We start from the raw sequence: 19380 nt of genomic DNA, 5'->3' as shown, positions 1-19380 counted from the left end.
GGCATAGATGGCAAGAATTTTTTTAATCAGGCATGGAGAAGCAGCGAAAGGGGAGCACATCCCCGATCCAATACTCACAAACGAAGGTTACAAGCAGGCAGAAGAGCTAGCCCTAAAACTTTCCTCTCTCGAGAAAGTTCAATTAATAAGCAGCCCCAAACTCCGTGCACAGCAAACAGCAAAGCCCTTGGCCGAAGCTTGGGATATAGAGGTTGTAATTGAAAATGCAGTGACGGAAATACCTACACCAGAGGAAATACCCAAAGCTCAACGCCTAACCTGGTTACGAACATTACTTACTGGAGAGTGGGACCCCTGCGACAGAGAACAAAAAGATTGGCGTGATGGAATAATCAGGTATTTGGAAAATCTTTCAGAGGACACCTTTATCTTCTGCCATTTTATGGTCATCAATTCAGTTGTTGCACATATCCGGAACCACCAAAAAGTACAACAGTTTAGGCCCGATTACACTTCAATCACTGAGCTAAAAAATGATGGAAACAAGCTACATTTAGTCCAGCTAGGCGAAGAAAAAGAAAACAAAATTCTATAAGAAAATGGGGTATGTGCAGCATACCCCAAGCAGGCATTTATTTTAAATCAAGCTTTTGCTGACTACCTCAAACAAATCCTTAGATAGGTCTCCCGAATCAGCAACCCTTTGCAGGGCAACTTTCATCTTCTCTCCCAGGCTACCAGAGTATTTTTTCCAACGAGTGATCGGTATAACCAGCCTTGCTGAAATTTGTGGATTTAGCTTGTCCAAGGCCAGAACCTGATCGGCAACAAACTCAAACCCGCTACCATCGCTCTTATGGAATTGCTTAAAATTACGATTAGCAAAACCGCCTATTACAGACCTTACTTTATTGGGGTTTTTCATTTCAAAAGCAGGGTGATCCATAAGTGCACGAATATTTTCCAATGTACCGCGCTTGGGACTACAACTCTGCTGGCTCAGCCATAGTTCTACGACTTGAGTATCGGTTTTCCAGCGCTCATAAAATTGCTCAATCAACCCCCTGGCTCGGTCTTCCGGTGCATGATTAATAATAACAGCGAGAGCCGCCGCACTATCTGTCATATTACTAGCGCTCTCAAACTGAACCTGGGCTATATTTAAGGCCTCCTCAGTTTCTGTTATGCACATATAGGATAAACAGGTATTTTTGAGTCGTCTTTTCGCAATATCTAACGCATTCGGGCTATAGGGCTTTGTCGTATTCAATTCTAGATAGCGCTTGCGAAATTCATCAAATAATTCACCTGCAATTACCTTCCTTACAAATTCCCTCGCAACAATTATTGCTTCCGCATCAATAGATGATGACTCTTCAGCGATAAACTGCTCACTGGGAAATTGCAAGATCTCTGCGACCAGCGCTAGATCGAGATCAACATCCTGTAAAACCTCTTTATAAGCACTGATTAAACTTGGTTGTACCTGTAGTTCCTCACCTTTACGAAAAGCCACCTGAAGCTCATACAAAGCATTTAATGCTAGGCGCTGACTTGCATCCCAGCGGTTAAACGTGTCCTTATCCTTCCTCATTAAAAACTGAAGCTGCTCATTACTATAGTTGTACTTTATTTTTACTGGAGCGGAGAAGCCTCGCAGCAATGAGGGTAAAGGCTTCTCCGCAAGTCCGGAAAACTCAAAAGATTGCTCATCTTCTGTTAACTGTAAAACAGTTTCAGTATCACCCTGCTCATTGAGTACAAGCTCTGCGCCATCAGCCCCCAGCAATCCAATTCTTATTGGTAAGTGGAAAGGTAACTTCTCTTCCTGACCTGGCGATGAAGGGCAAGACTGGCGAATAGTTAGACTATAAGTGCCATCAGTTTCATTAAAGCTATCTGTCACATCAAGTATCGGCGTGCCTGCTTGGCTGTACCAGTTGCGGAATTGCTTCAGTTCAACCTTGTTAGCATCTTCCATCGCCTTGACGAAATCTTCACAGGTTACCGCGCAACCATCGTGCTGCTGAAAGTACAAGTCACTTCCTTTGCGGAACCCTTCTGCACCTAAGAGTGTATGAATCATCCGTACAACTTCCGCACCCTTTTCATAAATTGTCAGAGTGTAAAAGTTTGAAATTTCTATATAAGAATCTGGCCTGATAGGATGGGCCATAGGGCCGGCATCTTCAGCAAACTGGGTAGTACGCAAAAGGGATACATCTTCAATACGCTTAACCGCTCGGGAATTAAGATCAGCGGAGAACTCCGCATCACGAAATACGGTAAAACCTTCCTTCAGGCTCAACTGAAACCAATCCCGGCAAGTAACCCGATTGCCGGACCAGTTGTGAAAATACTCATGTCCTACAATAGACTCAATCCGCTGAAAAGCTGAATCCGTTGCTGTTTCTGGGCTAGCGAGCACACAGGCCGAATTGAAAATATTCAATCCTTTGTTTTCCATAGCCCCCATATTGAAATGATCAACAGCAACAATCATAAAGATGTCTAGGTCATATTCCTTTCCGTAAGTTTCCTCATCCCAACGCATCGCATTTTTAAGTGAGCGCATAGCATGATCACACTTCCCAATATTTTTCGCTTCCGTAAAGATCTGTAACTTAACCTTTCTACCAGAGGCTGTTGTGAAGCTATCTTCCACATGCTCCAAGTCCCCGCCTACCAACGCAAATAAGTAAGCCGGCTTGGCGAATGGATCTTCCCAAGTTACAAACTGACGACCATCTTCATATCTACCCCTTTCAACTTCATTGCCATTTGAAAGTAGTACTGGGTGGTCCATCGGCGCGACGATGGTGGTGGTAAATTTGGACATAACATCCGGCCGGTCAGGATAGAAAGTAATTTTTCTAAATCCTTCAGCTTCACATTGAGTGCAATACATACCATTAGAGAGATATAATCCCTCTAGAGATGTGTTTTCCTCCGGATTTATCCGATTGCGGATTTCCAGCAGAAATTCTGGTTTCTCTACAGGGATAGACAGGCCCTCAGGTAGAACCTGATAATCAGATGTAGACAACAAAACTCCATCCAAAGAAACCGAAAGTAATTCCAGCTCGACACCATCCAGCACTAAAGGCGGCAGCCCTGCACCCGCTTGCGGATTTCTGCGAATATTCAAACGAGATTTGACCAAAGTTGCCTTGGGTTCCAGCTCAAAATGTAAATCAGTAGCATCCACCAGGTAATCTGGTACTTGATAGTCTTTCAGGTAAATGGTCTTTGGCCGGCTATCTTTCATTATTGAAACACCTTCAGTCATTCTATGCCCTTCCGGGGCAGTATGAATTCGATTAATTGGACCAACAATTTCGTTACCCGGGCTAATACTATTTATCACCCAAGTTAAAAACCGGACTATAGCTTCCCAGCGCGATTGGTGCCACGCATAGATAAGTTAGATTAATACTTGCCCTTGCAGCCTTGCCCACCGGCACTCTTGGTACGTCTGCCCCCACAGACGTGGCGGTAATAGCGGCGGAGAAATCAAAAGCTATCAGTGTAGCTATTTAAATAGATAAAAACTATTAATTAATAGTCGATTATCTATCCATATAAAGCACTTATTGTCTGCCCCGCCCCACAGCACAGTAGATACCCATCAACATGGCGAGAAATTGCAGCCAGTATAATTATCCAATCTGGTAAACTCGCCATAAGGTAGAAGTAAGGGATTAAAGTATTCCTACTCCGCCCTTTTGTAACGAATAATAGATTTAAGTTTGAGCTAATCTCTTGCCGGAACTCCGAGGTTCAGTGTGCGTAAACTCCGTATATCCATCATAACCCTATCTTGTTTTTTAGCTGCGCTCATAGCAGCTAGCTGGTGGAAAAAGGATATCGTTGCTTCTCAGCTAATCAATATTTTCTCAGGAGAGGTAGTTATTCAGGAGCTGACAGGACTACGACTGGGTTTTAAAGAAGTTTCGATCCAGGAAGTTCGCCTAAAGTCCAGTGTAAATAGCATTATCCTCCTTGAGGGAGTAAAAATTGTCTATCCTTTCCATATTATTTATGACCGAGATAACACTCAAAAAATTGAACTATCAATAGAAAAGCTAACCAGGAGCATGGAAGCTGAAGATATCGTTACCAAAGCCCATATCGACGAGCAGCTCCCGGAAAATAATGTCAAGACAAGTAATACATTATCGTTAAGTGCCCTAAGCCAAAGTCTAACCCGCTTTTTGCCAGGCAAGATATCCGTTAAGCAAATAGTACTCGATGGCCAATTGATTGGCGGCCCACTAAATATAGCTCGCGACAACACAAAAATTCATGCCGAAACTCCCCTTAAACACCCCCAGTTTGGCGAGCTTAATTTATATTTTGAGGCTTTTTTAGGTTTGTCAGAAATCAAACTAAAACCCAAAATACTAACTAACAACTCAAAGCTTCTGTCTGAAGCTGATATAACTATTGCTAAACTAGAAACTGATACATGGGTTTTAAACAGTGAACTTGTATCAGAGCTGGAATCTATAGCCCCACTGATAGAGATATTTGAACCTAAAGCTAGCTCTACAACTAAGCCGACAGTATCAGGCAAAATTATAGCTACCACCGCGATTAGCTTGCCAGACAATCTGCTATCTATTTCAAGCTACCGAGAAATTGACATTCAACTTAATGGCAATGATCTAAAGGCCACAATCCCATACGCTCAACTAAACTCCAATATAGAAGCCCAATTATCTATAAGTAATCCAATAAAAATAACACTTGACTCACTATTTCCATTTAAACCTCGACATATCAAGGGGAGTGGCGAGTTTGATATAGCTTTAGGTACTGATAAAAACACCAATACCCCGCTATTAAGTGCGGACTTTAGCTCGAGCACATCGGCGACATCTCCCGAATTAGATATCGAAGGTACTTTTCATCTAACAAGTGCAAATACTATAGTTAATTCCCCCCTATATCTCAGGCACTTGCCAGCACTACCTATAGATAGTGTTAATGGAGATGTGGCATTTAAGGGTAAACTTCAACTAAGTTCGCTTAACAATATTAACTCTCCAGAAGTAAATAGCTTTCAATTAGAATTGATACCAAACCAAACTATTCAATTGGATATTTCAGCTCCCACATCAGGAAAAAACTCGCCTTTAATTACTACCGGATTACATCAGAGCAAGATTCAGGCAAGCATTAAAGATCTTATCTCCATTACAGGTGACCTGACCAATCCCAACAAAAGAGATATTAAGGTCGAACAAGGATCTCTAACTGCAACAATACAAGGCTCCAATGGGGACTCGACAGTACAGTTAACCGCTAGCGGCATACAATGTCACTTCTCTGATATCAGTGCCTGTAACTTTGAGCTGAAGACAAAGGTACCCCAACTTTATGAGCGGGCCAGAGAATTAGCAGTTACCAATCTGAGCTCAACGGCCAAGGCAAAGATTGAAAGCAATCTTAAAGGTCAAAAATTTACTCTAGAGAGCATTAAAGTATCTGGAGAAAAAATAGCAACCAAAACATTGGCGGCTGACAGAGTAAACTTAGATATACCAACAGTACACTGCGAAGTAACAGAACCTACAATCTGCACTCTCCCAGAAATAAGCAGTCAGTTTGGAATTATCAATACCGAGCAATTTTCCCTTTCTGGAGACCTCAATTTTCTTGATAGTATTGTTACCATCAAAAATGGTGCTGCAGCGCTGGACAGTGAATTTAATAGTAACAATTTAGAGATTGAGACATCGAAAAAGTACAAGGTTAACTCTTCAGCCAAAGGCAAGCTATCTCTGCAACACAATAAGCTAACAAGTCATAGTCAAATTAAAGCAGGTGCAATTAAAATTGATTTAAGCGGCTCTTACGACTTAGCAAAATCCTCAGGTGGAGTTGAATTTTCCGTTCCTGAAGTTACCTTTAGTACGGATCCCTCTCTAAACGATACGATCCAGGGGCTTCCCCTCAATATCGTCTCGGGCAGACTTTCTGCCGGTGGTTCTGTGTCTTTGCCCCCCCGGTCCAAAGATAGTATCCATGTTTCATTGGACGATATTGCAGCAACCTATAAGGATAGTTTTGCCACCGGAATCAGTGGAGATCTAAAAGTAGAAAACGAAGATGGGCACTGGATCACACCTACACCATATCCACTATCGATAGAATCTATTAACGCCGGTTTACCAGTGAAAAATATCCAGTTATCACTGCAACTGGATAAACAGAAAGATATTACATTGCATAATTTTTCTGCTGACTTTTTGCAAGGCAAGGTTACTTCATCAGCCCTTATTTGGAATCTCGCTGAAGAGACTCGAAAAAGCATTGTACATGCACAAGGTATTTCTCTAGAGGCTTTAGCTCAGGAGACGGACTCAGAGAACTTTGAGGCCAGCGGGCTAGTTAATTTAGAAATCCCCATTGTAACGGGGCCTGAGGGTATCACTGTGGAAGCCGGTCACCTTCAGGGTGAAGCTCCAGGCGGACGTTTACGCTACTACGGAGCCTTTTCTCCGCAGATGCTGGCAAGCAACCCCCAACTTAAGTTGATAGCCAATGCACTGGAAGATTATGAGTTTCAATCACTGGAAGGCAGCATAGACTATCCAGCCAGCGGAGATCTCCAACTACAGCTAAAGCTGGTTGGTCGAAGTGAGGCTATCGATTCTGATCGAGACCTGGTGATCAACCTGAACCTTGAAAACAATATCCCAGATATGCTGCGTTCATTGCAAGCCAGTCGTGATTTGACTGAAACCCTGGAAAAGCAGCTGGACCAATAGGTCAGGAGTGAAGTAGCCTTTATTGGTATGTACAAGCCTGCTTGGTTCATCACCGGTTAAGGTTGACTCAATAAAATACTTGGGTCTGCCGGCATCCAACTCACCTGCTGAACCAGGCAGGTAACACGGGCTAGGTACAAAAAGTAAAAGGGTACCAAAGAGGTACTGTGAGGAGTGTCAGATGAAAGCCAGCCGACTGATTCCTATGGGGCTGCTATACGCTATGGTTGCTACAGGGTGTACACCCACTGTAGCGGTAAAGGCTCCCAGTGAGCCAATTACAGTAAACCTGAATGTGAAAATTGAGCATGAAATTCGGGTCAAGGTCGACAAGGACCTGGACAACCTGTTTGAAGACAAGGAAGGGATTTTCTAAGGAGGCAAATATGAAGACATTAATGAAAGCCTTTTTGGCACTGAGCTTATTAATCGCCCTGCCTGCAATGGCAATCTCCCTAAATGAAGCAAAAAGTAAGGGCCTGGTTGGTGAAGCCAATAGCGGATACATCGCTATCGTAGATGCCAGCTCACCAGAATTGGAAAAACTGGTCAAAGAAGTGAATGCCAAGCGAAAAGCTGCTTACGCTCGAATCGCTGAACGCAATAAAATTGATATAGCCCAAGTGGCAACACGCGCCGCTGAAAAGTTGGAAGCCCGCTTGTCACCCGGAGAATACTACCAGGACAATCTGGGACGCTGGGTAAGGAAGTGATTCGTAGCCCGAAGACCTCCGCTCAGCAAGGCGGAGTGATAAAAAAACCCCACAGCCAGAAACTGGCAGTGGGGTATTATCAAGGAGTAGAGGCTACAAATTGCCAAATAGTGAATGCCCGTCGAGCCCCTGCTTCTCCATAACCTCTCTTAAACGTTTCAGTGCATCCACCTGTATCTGCCTGACCCGCTCCCTGGTGAGACCGATTTCACGCCCTACTTCTTCCAGGGTACTCGCTTCAAAACCACGCAAACCAAACCGCCTAGAGACCACTTCACACTGCTTGTCAGGTAACTCTCCCAACCAGCGGTTGATGCTGTCAAAAAGGTCCCTGTCCTGTAAAAGCTCTGCTGGGTCAGATTCCTGCTGATCGGGGATGGTATCTACCAAGGTCTTCTCAGAAGAGGGCCCAATGGGAGTATCTACAGAAGTAACCCGCTCATTGAGCCCCAGCATACGCTCGACATCTTCGACTGGCTTCTCAAGGAGGGTCGCAATTTCTTCTGCGGATGGCTCGTGATCCAGCTTTTGCGCCAACTCTCGAGATGCACGCAAGTACACGTTTAACTCTTTCACGACATGGATGGGCAGGCGTATGGTCCGGGTCTGATTCATTATGGCCCGTTCTATCGTCTGACGTATCCACCAGGTGGCGTAAGTGGAAAAGCGAAAACCTCTCTCTGGATCAAACTTCTCAACTGCTCGAATCAGGCCCAGATTGCCTTCCTCAATAAGGTCCAGCAGTGCCAAACCTCGGCTAACGTAGCGGCGAGCAATCTTTACAACAAGGCGAAGATTGCTCTCGATCATTCGTTTTCTTGCCGCAGCATCTCCACGCAAAGCCTTGCGCGCGTAATACACCTCTTCTTCTGCGGTCAATAGGGGGGAGAATCCAATTTCATTGAGATAGAGTTGAGTAGCGTCGAGATTTTTCTGCAAATGGCCATCGCCATCCAATCTACAAACTCTACTTTTCTCTGCCTGGGAGGGTGCGGAACTCTTTTTAGCCGCAGATTTCCGCGTGCGACTAACACCTGCTTCAGTTGAACCTAATTTCTGCTCATCATTTTCAACGTCTAACTCAGGAGGAAAGTCTTCTGCCTGGCCAGCCATAGACTGGTCTTGCCGTTGTGCTTCCATTTCCCCTGCTCCTTGTACTTTGCCAATTTCAGCCGCACAACACACTCGGACATTGATAACACAACTATCAATGCCGCAGGTATGTGGCGACAGCCACTGAATCGGCTGACCCTGGGATGGCCACGATTACAGTGACTACCTCAAGTGGTACTAGTTAAAAGTCCATTTTTATTTGCAGAGCTTTACTGCGGCCGTGAACTTACGGTAAGTAGGCAAGAGGGTCTACTGGCTGACCGTTTTTGCGAATCTCAAAGTGGAGCTTGTTGCGGTCGGTACCACTCGAACCCAGTTCCGCTATCCTTTGCCCCGCCTTTACCCTGCTGCCCTCCTTTACGAGCAACCGGTGATTGTGTGCATAGGCACTGAGGTAAACCTCGTTGTGCTTGACGATCAGCAGCTTTCCATAACCTCTCAAGGCGCTTCCTGCGTAGATCACGGTGCCATCAGCCGCTGCCAGTACAGACTCACCCTTTTCACCCGCGATATCAACTCCCTTACGCAATGGGTCCCCAGAGCGGAAGTGACTAATCACTTTCCCCTTGGCGGGCCAGCGCCAGTTGACCGATCCGCTCCGGCGAGATGCTGTTGATTGGCGCTTTGGGCTTGGTGTTAAAGATTTTTTAGCAGTGGTCGTTTGTATTGTTTTCGGTTTAGCTTTTGCGACTGGCACTTTTTGCTTCTTTTGCGTGCTGGCAGTGCTCTTGGTTGGCACTGAACCCGTCAGCCTGATTCTCTGCCCAGGATATATTTGATAAGGGGAGCGGATACCATTTATCGCCGCCAATTGGCGAAAATCCTTGCCGTAACGCCAGGCTATCGAATAGAGGGTATCCCCTTTACCTACCGTGTGGTGGGTAATTTTGATACTCGGGGGCTGGCGTAGGGAGCTTGAGGGAGCCTTATGGCTGGAACAGGAGGAAACGGCCTGCAGCAGAACCAGCAAGCCTAATATTTTAAACACCCCCCACAAACAATGACCGATTTTAGGGAGCTTGTTCCGCCAACATCGGCGCTCAAAAGGTTGCAAAAGATGACATTCCATTATTCTCTTTTTACATCAGACCACGGCATTTATGGAAAAAGTGTCTAAAGAAAAGCTCCAAAAATCTCTGGAAAAGTTTGATAAAACGCTGCCATACCGAGATTTTCCAGATCTTATTGCGGAGTGGCGCAAGACTTCTCTCTGTGCACCTTGCCAAAGAAGTCTACAGCGAGAACTAAGAGCGCTGCCACTAGAGCCGCAACAATTGCGCCCCCCAAATGAGCACTGTCGCCGGTTTGCTCGACATAAGTTAGCGGAGAAGTGTTGGATAGCAAAGGGGCCAATTTGCTTGATGCTTCGATTTCCCCGGACATTGGCAGTTTCCAGGGCCAAATAATCTTCAAACTACCCAACAAAACCCCGGCAAGAAATGCCAATGTCCTGGCTACATATTTGTGCATCAGCCAAGACAACAAGCGGCTGAAGAGCATCAGCCCTATTGCCGCCCCTGCCGCAAAGCACAATAGGTTTAAAATTTGGAGTTCATGAACTGCAGCTAAAACCTTGGGGTATATCCCAATTAATAACAGCAGGAAAGCGCCGGAAATTCCCGGCAGTGCCATCGCACATATCGCCAAAGCACCTGATAAAAACAGTGTAAGTGGAGTTGCCGGTATCTCCGAAGGCCGCATCTCGCTCACTGTTACTGCAAGCGCAATACCCAGTGCGAGAAAAACCAAAACAGATGGCGACCACCGGGGGATATTTCTCACGATGGGAACAATTGAGGCGAGAACCAAACCGAAAAAGAAAGACCACACAACAATTGGATAATTTTGCAGTAAGCCACTAATCAGGTGGGCCAAGCTAAAAACGCTCAACAATACCCCAAGGAAAAGAGAGAGAAGAAAGCTCCCATTAATATAGCGCCAAGTGGATAGAAACCCCTCCTTCCGCCACACTGTAATACAATGCGGGCCTATTCGACTGAGGGAGTCCAAAAGCTCCTGGTAGATGCCGGTAATAAAGGCAATAGTTCCCCCGGAAACACCGGGCACCACATCGGCAGCCCCCATTGCCATTCCCCGCAGAAGTACTCCGGGGTAGCGACTTTTTAGAACCTCAGTAAATCTCATCGAACCACGCCACCGAGTAAAGGCACGAAACGTACCGCTTCCAACTTTTCCACATCAAACTTATTACTATCCTCACGACGAGTCACCATCGTCAGGTATTGCTGCTCAGCCCCCACCGGAATTACTAAAACTCCATTGGGAGCCAGCTGTTCTCGCAGCTCATCAGGAATCATTGCAGGTGCTGCTGCAGCCAGGATAGCATCGTAAGGACCCTCTTCTTTCCAACCAAAGCCCCCACTGCTGAGCTTATACTCTACATTGCTATAACCCAGCTCCCCCAACCGATGGCGAGCGGTTTCCAATAGAGGTTCGACACGCTCGACGGAATAAAGTTGTTCGACCAAGCGAGCAAGAATGGCCGTTTGGTAGCCAGAGCCCGTACCCACTTCCAGAACTCGGTGTAGAGACTTGGCTCTACTCAGTAGGAGTTCAGTCATACGGGCGACAATGTATGGCTGGGAAATAGTTTGGCCATACCCTATGGGCAAAGCAGTATCTTCATAAGCCCGAATAGCCAGGGCTTCATCCAGAAAGAGGTGTCGAGGAGTGGACGCCATTACATCCAGCACCTCCTCGTTGGATATCCCCTCTTCCCGCAATCGCTGGATCAAGCGATTACGGGTTCGCTGGGAAGTCATCCCCAGACCTTCTTGTCTCAAGCGATCCATATTCTTTTCTTGTCCATGATTTGTGCAACAGCGCCAGTCACCTAAATACAAATTTTATGTGCACTGTTTAACATTGACCAGCTGAGCTATCTCCCGTAGCAAAGCCGTAGCAAAAGTACCCGGTGGCAAGGCAAATTCGACGATTAAATGATCACCTTCCCACTCATAGCGAAATGCCTCCGGGGATAAAATCATGGCCCGGCGCTCCTGGCTAAGACCGCAGTGCTCCAGCCAGTTGCACCAAGGCTGCCACGGAGACAACACTTGCTCTTCCAACTGCCCCAGGGCATCCGTTGACAGGTTTCTGCCACGCCCCCAAAGAGGCCCGGTTGGGTAATCTTCAGGCTCTCCAACGAGGGGGCTCTGCCAGGTTCCGGTGTTGACTCGTTCAGCCAAAACCTGGTTGAACAGCCAGCTACGGGCAGCAGACATGGCGAAGGCCTTTTCGCTTTTGCGGCAACGACCGTCCTCTTCAGCTAAGTTTTTTGCCAAGCTAAGGTTATTGCCATCAATCCCAAAGCGCTGTTCACCGAAGTAATTGGGCACCCCTTTGGGAATCAGCTGAAGTACTTCTTCTGCTTTGTCCTGATCACCTTCTACATTGCGCAGACGAATCTTGAAGCGATTCCCCATATGCTCTCCGCGACGCAACTTGCGTGGCCCCCGGAAGGCCTGGAGCAATGAAATCTCATCGCTGTTAATTTGCGACCAGTCTGCTTCTGGCTTTTGTCCGAGCCATACACTGAACCATTGAGTGGTAACAGCATGTCGGTCTTTCAATCCATAAAAGCTGACATCCCGGCTTTGCACCCCGGCTAACTTCGCCAATTCCTTGGCAACCCAGGCGGTATTTGCCCCGCGCTTTTTAACCTGTAAGTAAACATGCTCACCATCTTTATCAGCCGGTGGCATAGCCAGTTCATCGACAATAAAATCTTCTGGTTCTGTGCGAAAATCGCCAGAAATTACCGCACCCCCAAGCGCTCGGGGCCAATCCAGATTCCAAACTTCAGACATCTTTGCGCTCTAATAAAACAGTAGCTTGCGCGGCGATACCCTCACCGCGACCAGTAAATCCAAGCTTTTCTGTAGTGGTTGCTTTGACACTGATCGCATCGCAATCAACACCACAGTCAGCGGCAATATTGATCCGCATTCCATCGATATGCGGAGCCATTTTGGGGGCCTGGGCAATCAACGTCATATCCGCATTAACCAGGCGATACCCTTTACTATCGATTAATCCAACAACATGTCGAAGCAGGTTTCTGCTATCCGCTCCGGCAAATTGTTCATCGTTATCGGGAAAGTGTTTACCGATATCTCCCAGGGCCAGAGCACCCAATAAGGCATCCGATAGGGCGTGCAGTAAAACATCCCCATCAGAATGAGCTACCAAACCATACCCATAGGGGATTTGTACCCCTCCGAGTACTACATGATCACCAGGGCCAAATGCGTGCACATCAAAGCCCTGGCCTATTCGAAAACTCACTATCGCTTATCCTCAGTCGGGGAGTAGCGCAGACGTAAAATAGTTTCTGCAATTATGATATCGGCGGGGTGCGTCACTTTAATATTGTCACTATCACCCGCAACCAATTGCGGTGAATGGCCAAAAAACTCCAGTGCACTGGCTTCATCGGTTACAGCGACCCCTTGTTCCAGGGCTTTACCAAGGCATGAGTGCAGAGTACTGAGAGGGGCCCGCTGTGGGGTTTGCGCCAACCAAATACTTTCGCGGTCAACCGTTTCTTCCACACAGGCTACACCGCCAGTCATATGACTGCGCTTTAATGTGTCGCTTGCGGGGCGCGCCAAAAGTGCCATCGGTGATACTTCGTCACTGAGTAAAGCGCAAATATCGCGCTCAGACACACAGGGTCGTGCAGCATCGTGGACTAAAACCGGAGTATCGCCGCTTTCTCGCTCCGCCAGGAAATCCAGGGCGGACTGAACAGAGTCTGCTCTCTCAGCTCCACCAATGACGGTGTGTACCAAGGGGTGGTTTGCTTCTTTCAGGTGAGGGAAGTAGGTATCCTGCTCCGATAGCGATACTACAACGCCAGCCAAACCTGGCCACCCAAGAATATTTTTTAAAGTCAGGGATAGCAGTGGTCGCCCGAGCAATGGCAGGTACTGTTTCGGGCGATCAGCCCCCATACGTTTGCCAACGCCGGCAGCGGGTACAATGACCCAATAATCCTTAATCAATTTTCAGCCTCTTCCTTATCCAGGAAGATAAACAGTGTTTCCCCTTCCTTGATCAGTCCCAGGTCATAACGGGCTTTCGCTTCCACACCATCAGTGCCAACTTTCAAACTGCGGACTTCCCTGAACAGTTGACGGTTTTCCCGCACCAGCGCGATATTTTTTTCTTGCTGTTGGGCTAATTGACGCTTGAGACGGGTAACTTCGGCGAGACTACCTTCACCAACCCAAAGTCGGTACTGGGTGGCGAGGAGCATAATGGTGAGTATTGCCAGCAGCCATTTCATACGAGATTACGATATTTCGCTTGTTCGTATTTATAGTACTACAAAGAGGGGCTAGCCCCTCTTTGTAGTACTTGCACGCTAATTCAAATAATGGATTACTTGAATTCAGCGCGGCCGCGATAAGGAGCGGAGCCATTCAGCTCAGCTTCGATGCGCAACAGACGGTTGTACTTGGCTACGCGGTCTGAACGGCAAAGGGAACCGGTCTTGATTTGACCAGCAGCAGTCGCAACCGCCAGATCCGCAATAGTAGTATCTTCGGTCTCACCGGAGCGGTGGGAGATCACAGCGGTGTAGCCCGCATCTTTAGCCATTTTGATCGCATCCAGAGTCTCGGACAGGGAGCCGATCTGGTTGAACTTGATCAAGATAGAGTTACCGACACCTTTCTCGATACCTTCCTTCAGGATCTTGGTGTTGGTTACGAACAGGTCGTCGCCTACCAGCTGTACTTTTTCACCAATTTTATCGGTGAGTACTTTCCAACCGTCCCAATCACTCTCGTCCATACCGTCTTCGATAGACAGGATCGGATAGTTGGCGGACAGATCGGCCAGGTAGCTGGCAAAACCTTCGCTATCGAACTGCTTGCCTTCGCCAGCCAGATCGTACTTGCCATCTTTGTAGAACTCGGAAGAAGCGCAGTCCAGAGCCAGGGTAATGTCATCACCCAGGGTGTAACCGGCCTTCTCTACCGCTTCAGCAATCACTTTCAGCGCTGCTTCGTTGGAAGGCAGGTTCGGAGCAAAGCCTCCTTCATCGCCAACTGCAGTGTTCAGGCTGTTGCTGGACAGTACTTTCTTTAGGGAGTGGAAGATCTCAGCACCTTGGCGCAGAGCTTCGGCAAAAGATTCAGCCTTAACGGGCTGAACCATAAATTCCTGAATATCCACATTGTTGTCAGCGTGTTCGCCGCCATTGAGGATATTCATCATCGGTACCGGCATGGAGTACTCGCCCGGGGTGCCGTTTACCTCAGCAATGTGCTGGTACAAGGGGATTTTTTTGGAAGCGGCAGCTGCTTTAGCGGCAGCCAGGGAAACCGCCAAAATAGCGTTGGCGCCGAAGTTCGCCTTATTTTCAGTGCCGTCGGCATCAATCATCGCCTTGTCCAGGGCGCGCTGATCGGAAGCATCCATACCCTTGAGCAGGTCGGCGATAGTAGTGTTGATATTTTCAACCGCTTTCAGGACACCCTTGCCCAAGTAACGGCTTTTATCGCCATCGCGAAGTTCCAGCGCTTCACGGGAGCCAGTGGAGGCACCGGAGGGAGCGCAGGCGGAGCCAATAGAACCATCCTCCAGGATTACATCGGCTTCAACGGTAGGGTTACCGCGAGAATCCATTACTTCAAAGGCTTTAACAGCGACAATCTTGCTCATTTACAATGGGCTCCGTATTGGTACTTACTGAAAATAGGTTTTCGTAAATCAGACTTTACGCACTTTTTGCTAAATAGCAGAGGGGAAAGTGCCGCGCGCCCAATCAGGGCGCGCAAAAGTATCTCTTTTTTATTTCGTATCCAGCGGCTCGAAACCCTTGATCAGGTCATCTACCGCTTTCATCTGCGCCAGGAATGGCTCCAGCTTTTCCAGTGGCAATGCACTCGGGCCATCACACAATGCTTTGTCTGGACTCGGGTGTGCTTCCAGGAACAGGCCGGCAATACCGATAGCCAGACCTGCGCGGCCCAGCTCAGTGACCTGTGCACGGCGACCACCAGAAGCTGCACCGGAAGGATCGCGCATTTGCAGTGAGTGGGTGACGTCAAAAATCAGCGGGGCACCGCCGGAGGCGTTGATCATGGTGCTAAAGCCCAGCATATCGACAACCAGGTTATCGTAGCCAAAGCAGGCACCGCGCTCACACAAAAGAATATTTTCGTTGCCACACTCAGCGAATTTCTCCACCACATTTTTAACTTGCGGCGGGCTCATAAACTGGGGCTTTTTGACGTTGATCACTGCACCAGTCGCTGCCATAGCGGCGACCAGATCAGTCTGGCGGGCCAGGAAGGCCGGCAGCTGGATAATATCTACGACTTCGGCAACCGGAGCAGCCTGGTGTACTTCGTGGACATCGGTAATCAAGGGAACCTTAAAGGTATCTTTGATTTCCTGAAAAATCTTCAGGCCTTCTTCCATTCCCGGTCCGCGATAGGAATTGATGGAAGAGCGATTGGCCTTGTCAAAAGACGCTTTAAAAACATAGGGAATACCCAGTTTTTCAGTGACTTTTACATAGTGCTCAGCCACCTGCATCGCCAGGTCGCGGGATTCCAGTACATTCATACCGCCAAACAGCGCAAAGGGCTTATCGTTGGCGACCTGAATATTTCCGACTTCAATTGTTTTCACTGTCAGCTCCCTGTCATCTCACCCCCAGTCACAGAGACCGGGGGCGGATTACTGATTAACCCTGGTTTTCACGCTGCTTCATTGCGGCGGCAACAAAGCTTTCGAACAGCGGATGGCCGTCGCGCGGGGTTGAAGTAAATTCCGGGTGGAACTGGCAAGCAACGAACCAGGGATGGTTCGGCAATTCAACCATTTCTACCAGGGTATCGTCTGCAGACCAGCCGCCAATTTTCAAACCAGCTTGCTGCAGGCGATCAACGTAGTTGTTGTTCACTTCGTAGCGGTGGCGGTGGCGTTCTACAATGACGTCTGCGCCGTAGATATCGCGAGCCTTGGTGTCTTTAGCCAAACGACACTCCTGGCCACCCAAGCGCATGGTGCCACCCAGGTCGGACTGCTCGTCGCGCTTCTCGATATTGCCTTCGCTATCGATCCACTCTGTGATCAGGCCAATAACCGGGTGCGGGGTTTTAGTATTGAATTCAGTACTGTTGGCACCTTCGAGGCCGAGCACATTGCGCGCGAACTCGATAACCACAGACTGCAAACCGAGGCAGATGCCCAGGTAAGGAATATTGTTTTCACGAGCGTAGCGAACAGATTCAAGCTTGCCCTCTAAACCGCGTTCACCAAATCCACCGGGAACCAGGATTGCATCGGCATCCTTGATCAGGTCAATGCCGTTCTCACCCTCAACGTCTTCAGCGTTGATAAAGTCGATATCCACTTTGCAGCGATGCTTGATACCCGCATGGGTCAGGGACTCGATCAGGGACTTATAGGCATCCAGCAACTCCATGTATTTGCCAACCATGGCAATTTTCACTTCGTGCTGCGGGTTCAGCTTGCCATCGACCACTTCATCCCACTCGGAAAGGTCTGGTGCCTGGCATTCCAGCTGCAGTTTTTCCACAACGATATCGTCGAGGCCGTAACTGTGCAGAAGACGCGGTACGCCGTAGATGGTCTTGGCATCGGGCAGCGGTACAACAGCGCGCTCTTCAACATTGGTGAACAGTGCGATCTTGCGGCGGGAGTCCTCATCGATCTCACGCTCGGAACGGCACAGCAGAATATCCGGCTGCAAGCCGATAGAACGCAACTCTTTAACAGAGTGCTGAGTCGGCTTGGTCTTGGTTTCACCAGCAGTGGCAAGGAAAGGCACATAGCTCAGGTGGATCAACAGGGCGCGATTGGTGCCCATTTCCACACGCAGCTGACGCACAGATTCCAGGAACGGTTGGGATTCGATATCACCTACGGTGCCACCGATTTCAACAATAGCGACATCGACATCGCGGCCACCTTCTACAACGCGGCGCTTGATCTCGTCGGTAATATGGGGGATCACCTGTACGGTGCCACCCAAGTAGTCACCACGGCGCTCTTTGCGCAGTACGGTTTCGTACACGCGGCCGGTGGTGAAGTTGTTACGCTTGGACATCCGGGTACGGATAAAGCGTTCGTAGTGACCCAGGTCCAGGTCAGTCTCGGCACCATCCTCGGTGACATACACCTCGCCGTGCTGGAAGGGACTCATGGTACCCGGGTCTACGTTGATGTAGGGGTCCAGTTTGAGGATGGTAACCTTGAGGCCGCGGGCCTCGAGAATGGCGGCCAAAGAGGCGGAGGCGATACCTTTCCCCAACGAGGAAACCACGCCACCAGTTACAAAAATATAGCGCGTCATGCAAAACCTTGGTCAGTTGAGCGCTCGATGAATGTCGAGCTTACAGGGCTGGCCCGGGCGGATAATCCAGCTTCTCCCGGTGCCTTTTAGACGGGGCGCCAGGGTAGCAGAAACCCCCTTAACACTCAATCGAAAAACCGCCAGCCGGGTGGTTCATCCGGGATGGCGCAGCCTGCTTTGCATGAAAAGAGCCCCGCGACAGCCACCAGATCATCCCCCAAAAATACCAATGGGACACGATCCCTGAGCCAGGGCTCAAGGGCCCACTCCTGCAAGAGCTTCTTAAGCGTTTGTGACCTGGAGCGATTTACCGGGTGCGCACGCTCCCCTCCTCTGCGATAACACACTCGATAATCGTCCACTGGCCAATCCGACGAGGACCGAAGAATGCCACCCGCTGGCAGAGCCAGATTAGAGCGGCCATCCCAGTGCCAACTTTTATCGGAGCTATTGGCAATTGGCGCCAGCTCAGGGGTCAGGTAAAGGCGATTCCGAAAACGTCGTACCACTCGCCCACCCATATTAACTTCAAGCTGTGCGTCCTCTGCCGCATGAGTCACTTGGAAAAGCGCCTGATTTAATAGGGCTGACTCTGGCGGCTGCCCCCCTTGGCCCAATACCCAATGCCGCATAAGGTTTTTACGGCGCCCCTCGCTAAGGCTGAAGAAGCGAGGCAGGGCCAGACTTTCGCCAAATCGCTCTGCCTTTAAGTCAGCCTCCTCCAGGTCAGCAAGTGCCAACTCAGACAGCAAGTCGGCAGACTCCCTCAGGTTCTCCGCTGCCCGAGCGATCTGGCGACTCACTCCCCAACGTTGGTTGAGCAGTGGAACAACTCGATGCCGCAAAAAATTACGCTCCAAGGCCTCATCCGCATTGCTGTCATCTTCAATCCAGCTCAATCCGTGAGCCTCAGCCCACTGCTCTAGCTCTTTTCGCCCCGCCCTGAGTAGAGGGCGCAGTAAGTACTTATTATCTCCGATAGTTCGACTCTCGGACATACTGGCCAATCCCAACACGCCCGCGCCCCGCATTAAGCGCAGCAGGAAAGTCTCAGCTTGGTCATCCGCGTGGTGACCGAGCAGAATTTGATCACCTTCGGACATCACCTGATTGAAGGCCTCATATCTCGCCCGGCGAGCCCCCTGCTCCAATCCGCCATCTTTGTAATCAACAGTAACCTGGGTGGCTGTAAAGGGTACCGCCAGATTTTCAGCAAACTCTTTACAGTGAGCCAGCCAAATGTCCGCATTTGTATTTAGGCCATGGTGAATATGAAGCGCACGCACGGGAACCTGGCAAGTTACCAGAAGGTGCAGGAGAACAGTGGAGTCCAGACCACCAGAAAACCCCACCCACAACTGGCCGCTGGCAGGGTGGGACTTTAGTAACCCCTTTATCAGAGTTGGGAGTTTTTCAGGGAGGTCTACGGGTTTCACAAGGGGTCGAGCCAGAATCAAAT

General features: G+C 48.7%; 17 protein-coding genes. 4 read left to right on the top strand and 13 right to left on the bottom strand.

What is annotated here, in order from left to right; translation table 11 throughout:
• Nucleotides 1–7 precede the first annotated feature (7 nt).
• On the top strand, nt 8–556 hold the full coding sequence (locus ACJJIM_RS04000) for a histidine phosphatase family protein (RefSeq protein ID WP_444912451.1): 549 nt from the start codon (nt 8–10) through the stop codon (nt 554–556).
• Between the two features lie 42 nt (nt 557–598).
• Here the strand turns inward: ACJJIM_RS04000 and pepN are convergent, their stop codons facing one another.
• Complete coding sequence (gene pepN, locus ACJJIM_RS03995; RefSeq protein ID WP_444912450.1) at nt 599–3229, bottom strand: aminopeptidase N; 2631 nt, start codon at nt 3227–3229, stop codon at nt 599–601.
• Between the two features lie 517 nt (nt 3230–3746).
• Here pepN and ACJJIM_RS03990 point away from each other — a divergent pair.
• From ACJJIM_RS03990 to ACJJIM_RS03980, 3 genes are all read left to right on the top strand, one after another.
• Entirely contained in the window at nt 3747–6737 is a 2991-nt protein-coding gene (locus ACJJIM_RS03990) for an intermembrane phospholipid transport protein YdbH family protein (protein ID WP_444912449.1), read from the top strand.
• A 181-nt stretch (nt 6738–6918) separates the two neighbouring features.
• Nucleotides 6919–7113 carry a YnbE family lipoprotein gene (locus tag ACJJIM_RS03985; protein ID WP_282931815.1) on the top strand — a complete coding sequence of 65 codons (195 nt, stop codon included), beginning with the start codon at nt 6919–6921 and terminating at the stop codon, nt 7111–7113.
• A gap of 10 nt (nt 7114–7123) precedes the next feature.
• Nucleotides 7124–7450, top strand: coding sequence for a YdbL family protein (locus tag ACJJIM_RS03980; RefSeq protein ID WP_282931814.1), 327 nt, complete (start codon nt 7124–7126; stop codon nt 7448–7450).
• 93 nt (nt 7451–7543) lie between these two features.
• Here the strand turns inward: ACJJIM_RS03980 and rpoS are convergent, their stop codons facing one another.
• The 12 genes from rpoS to tilS form a co-directional block, all read right to left on the bottom strand.
• A complete protein-coding gene (gene rpoS, locus ACJJIM_RS03975) occupies nt 7544–8590 on the bottom strand; it encodes an RNA polymerase sigma factor RpoS (RefSeq protein WP_413664895.1) in 1047 nt (348 codons plus the stop codon).
• Nucleotides 8591–8789: 199 nt separating this feature from the next.
• Entirely contained in the window at nt 8790–9551 is a 762-nt protein-coding gene (locus ACJJIM_RS03970) for a peptidoglycan DD-metalloendopeptidase family protein (protein ID WP_444912448.1), read from the bottom strand.
• Nucleotides 9552–9745: 194 nt separating this feature from the next.
• Nucleotides 9746–10708 (bottom strand): DUF368 domain-containing protein, encoded by a 963-nt coding sequence (locus ACJJIM_RS03965; RefSeq protein WP_282931811.1) that lies wholly within the window; start codon nt 10706–10708, stop codon nt 9746–9748.
• Entirely contained in the window at nt 10705–11376 is a 672-nt protein-coding gene (locus ACJJIM_RS03960; RefSeq protein ID WP_282931810.1) for a protein-L-isoaspartate(D-aspartate) O-methyltransferase, read from the bottom strand. The genes ACJJIM_RS03965 and ACJJIM_RS03960 overlap by 4 nt, the downstream gene beginning before the upstream one ends.
• Before the next feature lie 54 nt (nt 11377–11430).
• Nucleotides 11431–12393, bottom strand: a complete 963-nt coding sequence (gene truD / locus ACJJIM_RS03955; RefSeq protein ID WP_444912447.1) for a tRNA pseudouridine(13) synthase TruD — start codon at nt 12391–12393, stop codon at nt 11431–11433.
• On the bottom strand, nt 12386–12871 hold the full coding sequence (gene ispF / locus ACJJIM_RS03950) for a 2-C-methyl-D-erythritol 2,4-cyclodiphosphate synthase (RefSeq protein ID WP_444905990.1): 486 nt from the start codon (nt 12869–12871) through the stop codon (nt 12386–12388). The genes truD and ispF overlap by 8 nt, the downstream gene beginning before the upstream one ends.
• Nucleotides 12871–13590, bottom strand: coding sequence for a 2-C-methyl-D-erythritol 4-phosphate cytidylyltransferase (gene ispD / locus ACJJIM_RS03945; protein ID WP_444912446.1), 720 nt, complete (start codon nt 13588–13590; stop codon nt 12871–12873). The genes ispF and ispD overlap by 1 nt, the downstream gene beginning before the upstream one ends.
• Nucleotides 13587–13874, bottom strand: coding sequence for a septum formation initiator family protein (locus ACJJIM_RS03940; RefSeq protein WP_282931806.1), 288 nt, complete (start codon nt 13872–13874; stop codon nt 13587–13589). The genes ispD and ACJJIM_RS03940 overlap by 4 nt, the downstream gene beginning before the upstream one ends.
• Nucleotides 13875–13969: 95 nt before the next feature.
• A complete protein-coding gene (gene eno / locus ACJJIM_RS03935; RefSeq protein ID WP_282931805.1) occupies nt 13970–15256 on the bottom strand; it encodes a phosphopyruvate hydratase in 1287 nt (428 codons plus the stop codon).
• Nucleotides 15257–15385: 129 nt separating this feature from the next.
• Complete coding sequence (gene kdsA, locus ACJJIM_RS03930) at nt 15386–16231, bottom strand: 3-deoxy-8-phosphooctulonate synthase (RefSeq protein ID WP_444912445.1); 846 nt, start codon at nt 16229–16231, stop codon at nt 15386–15388.
• A gap of 55 nt (nt 16232–16286) precedes the next feature.
• Nucleotides 16287–17921, bottom strand: a complete 1635-nt coding sequence (locus ACJJIM_RS03925; RefSeq protein WP_252085084.1) for a CTP synthase — start codon at nt 17919–17921, stop codon at nt 16287–16289.
• A 125-nt stretch (nt 17922–18046) separates the two neighbouring features.
• Entirely contained in the window at nt 18047–19357 is a 1311-nt protein-coding gene (gene tilS / locus ACJJIM_RS03920) for a tRNA lysidine(34) synthetase TilS (protein ID WP_444912444.1), read from the bottom strand.
• Nucleotides 19358–19380: the final 23 nt, after the last annotated feature.

This window comes from Microbulbifer maximicatervae (SeqCode) (assembly GCF_052467615.1).
Note: the sequence above shows the minus strand (reverse complement) of the source record. Positions and strands in the feature narration are given on the sequence as shown.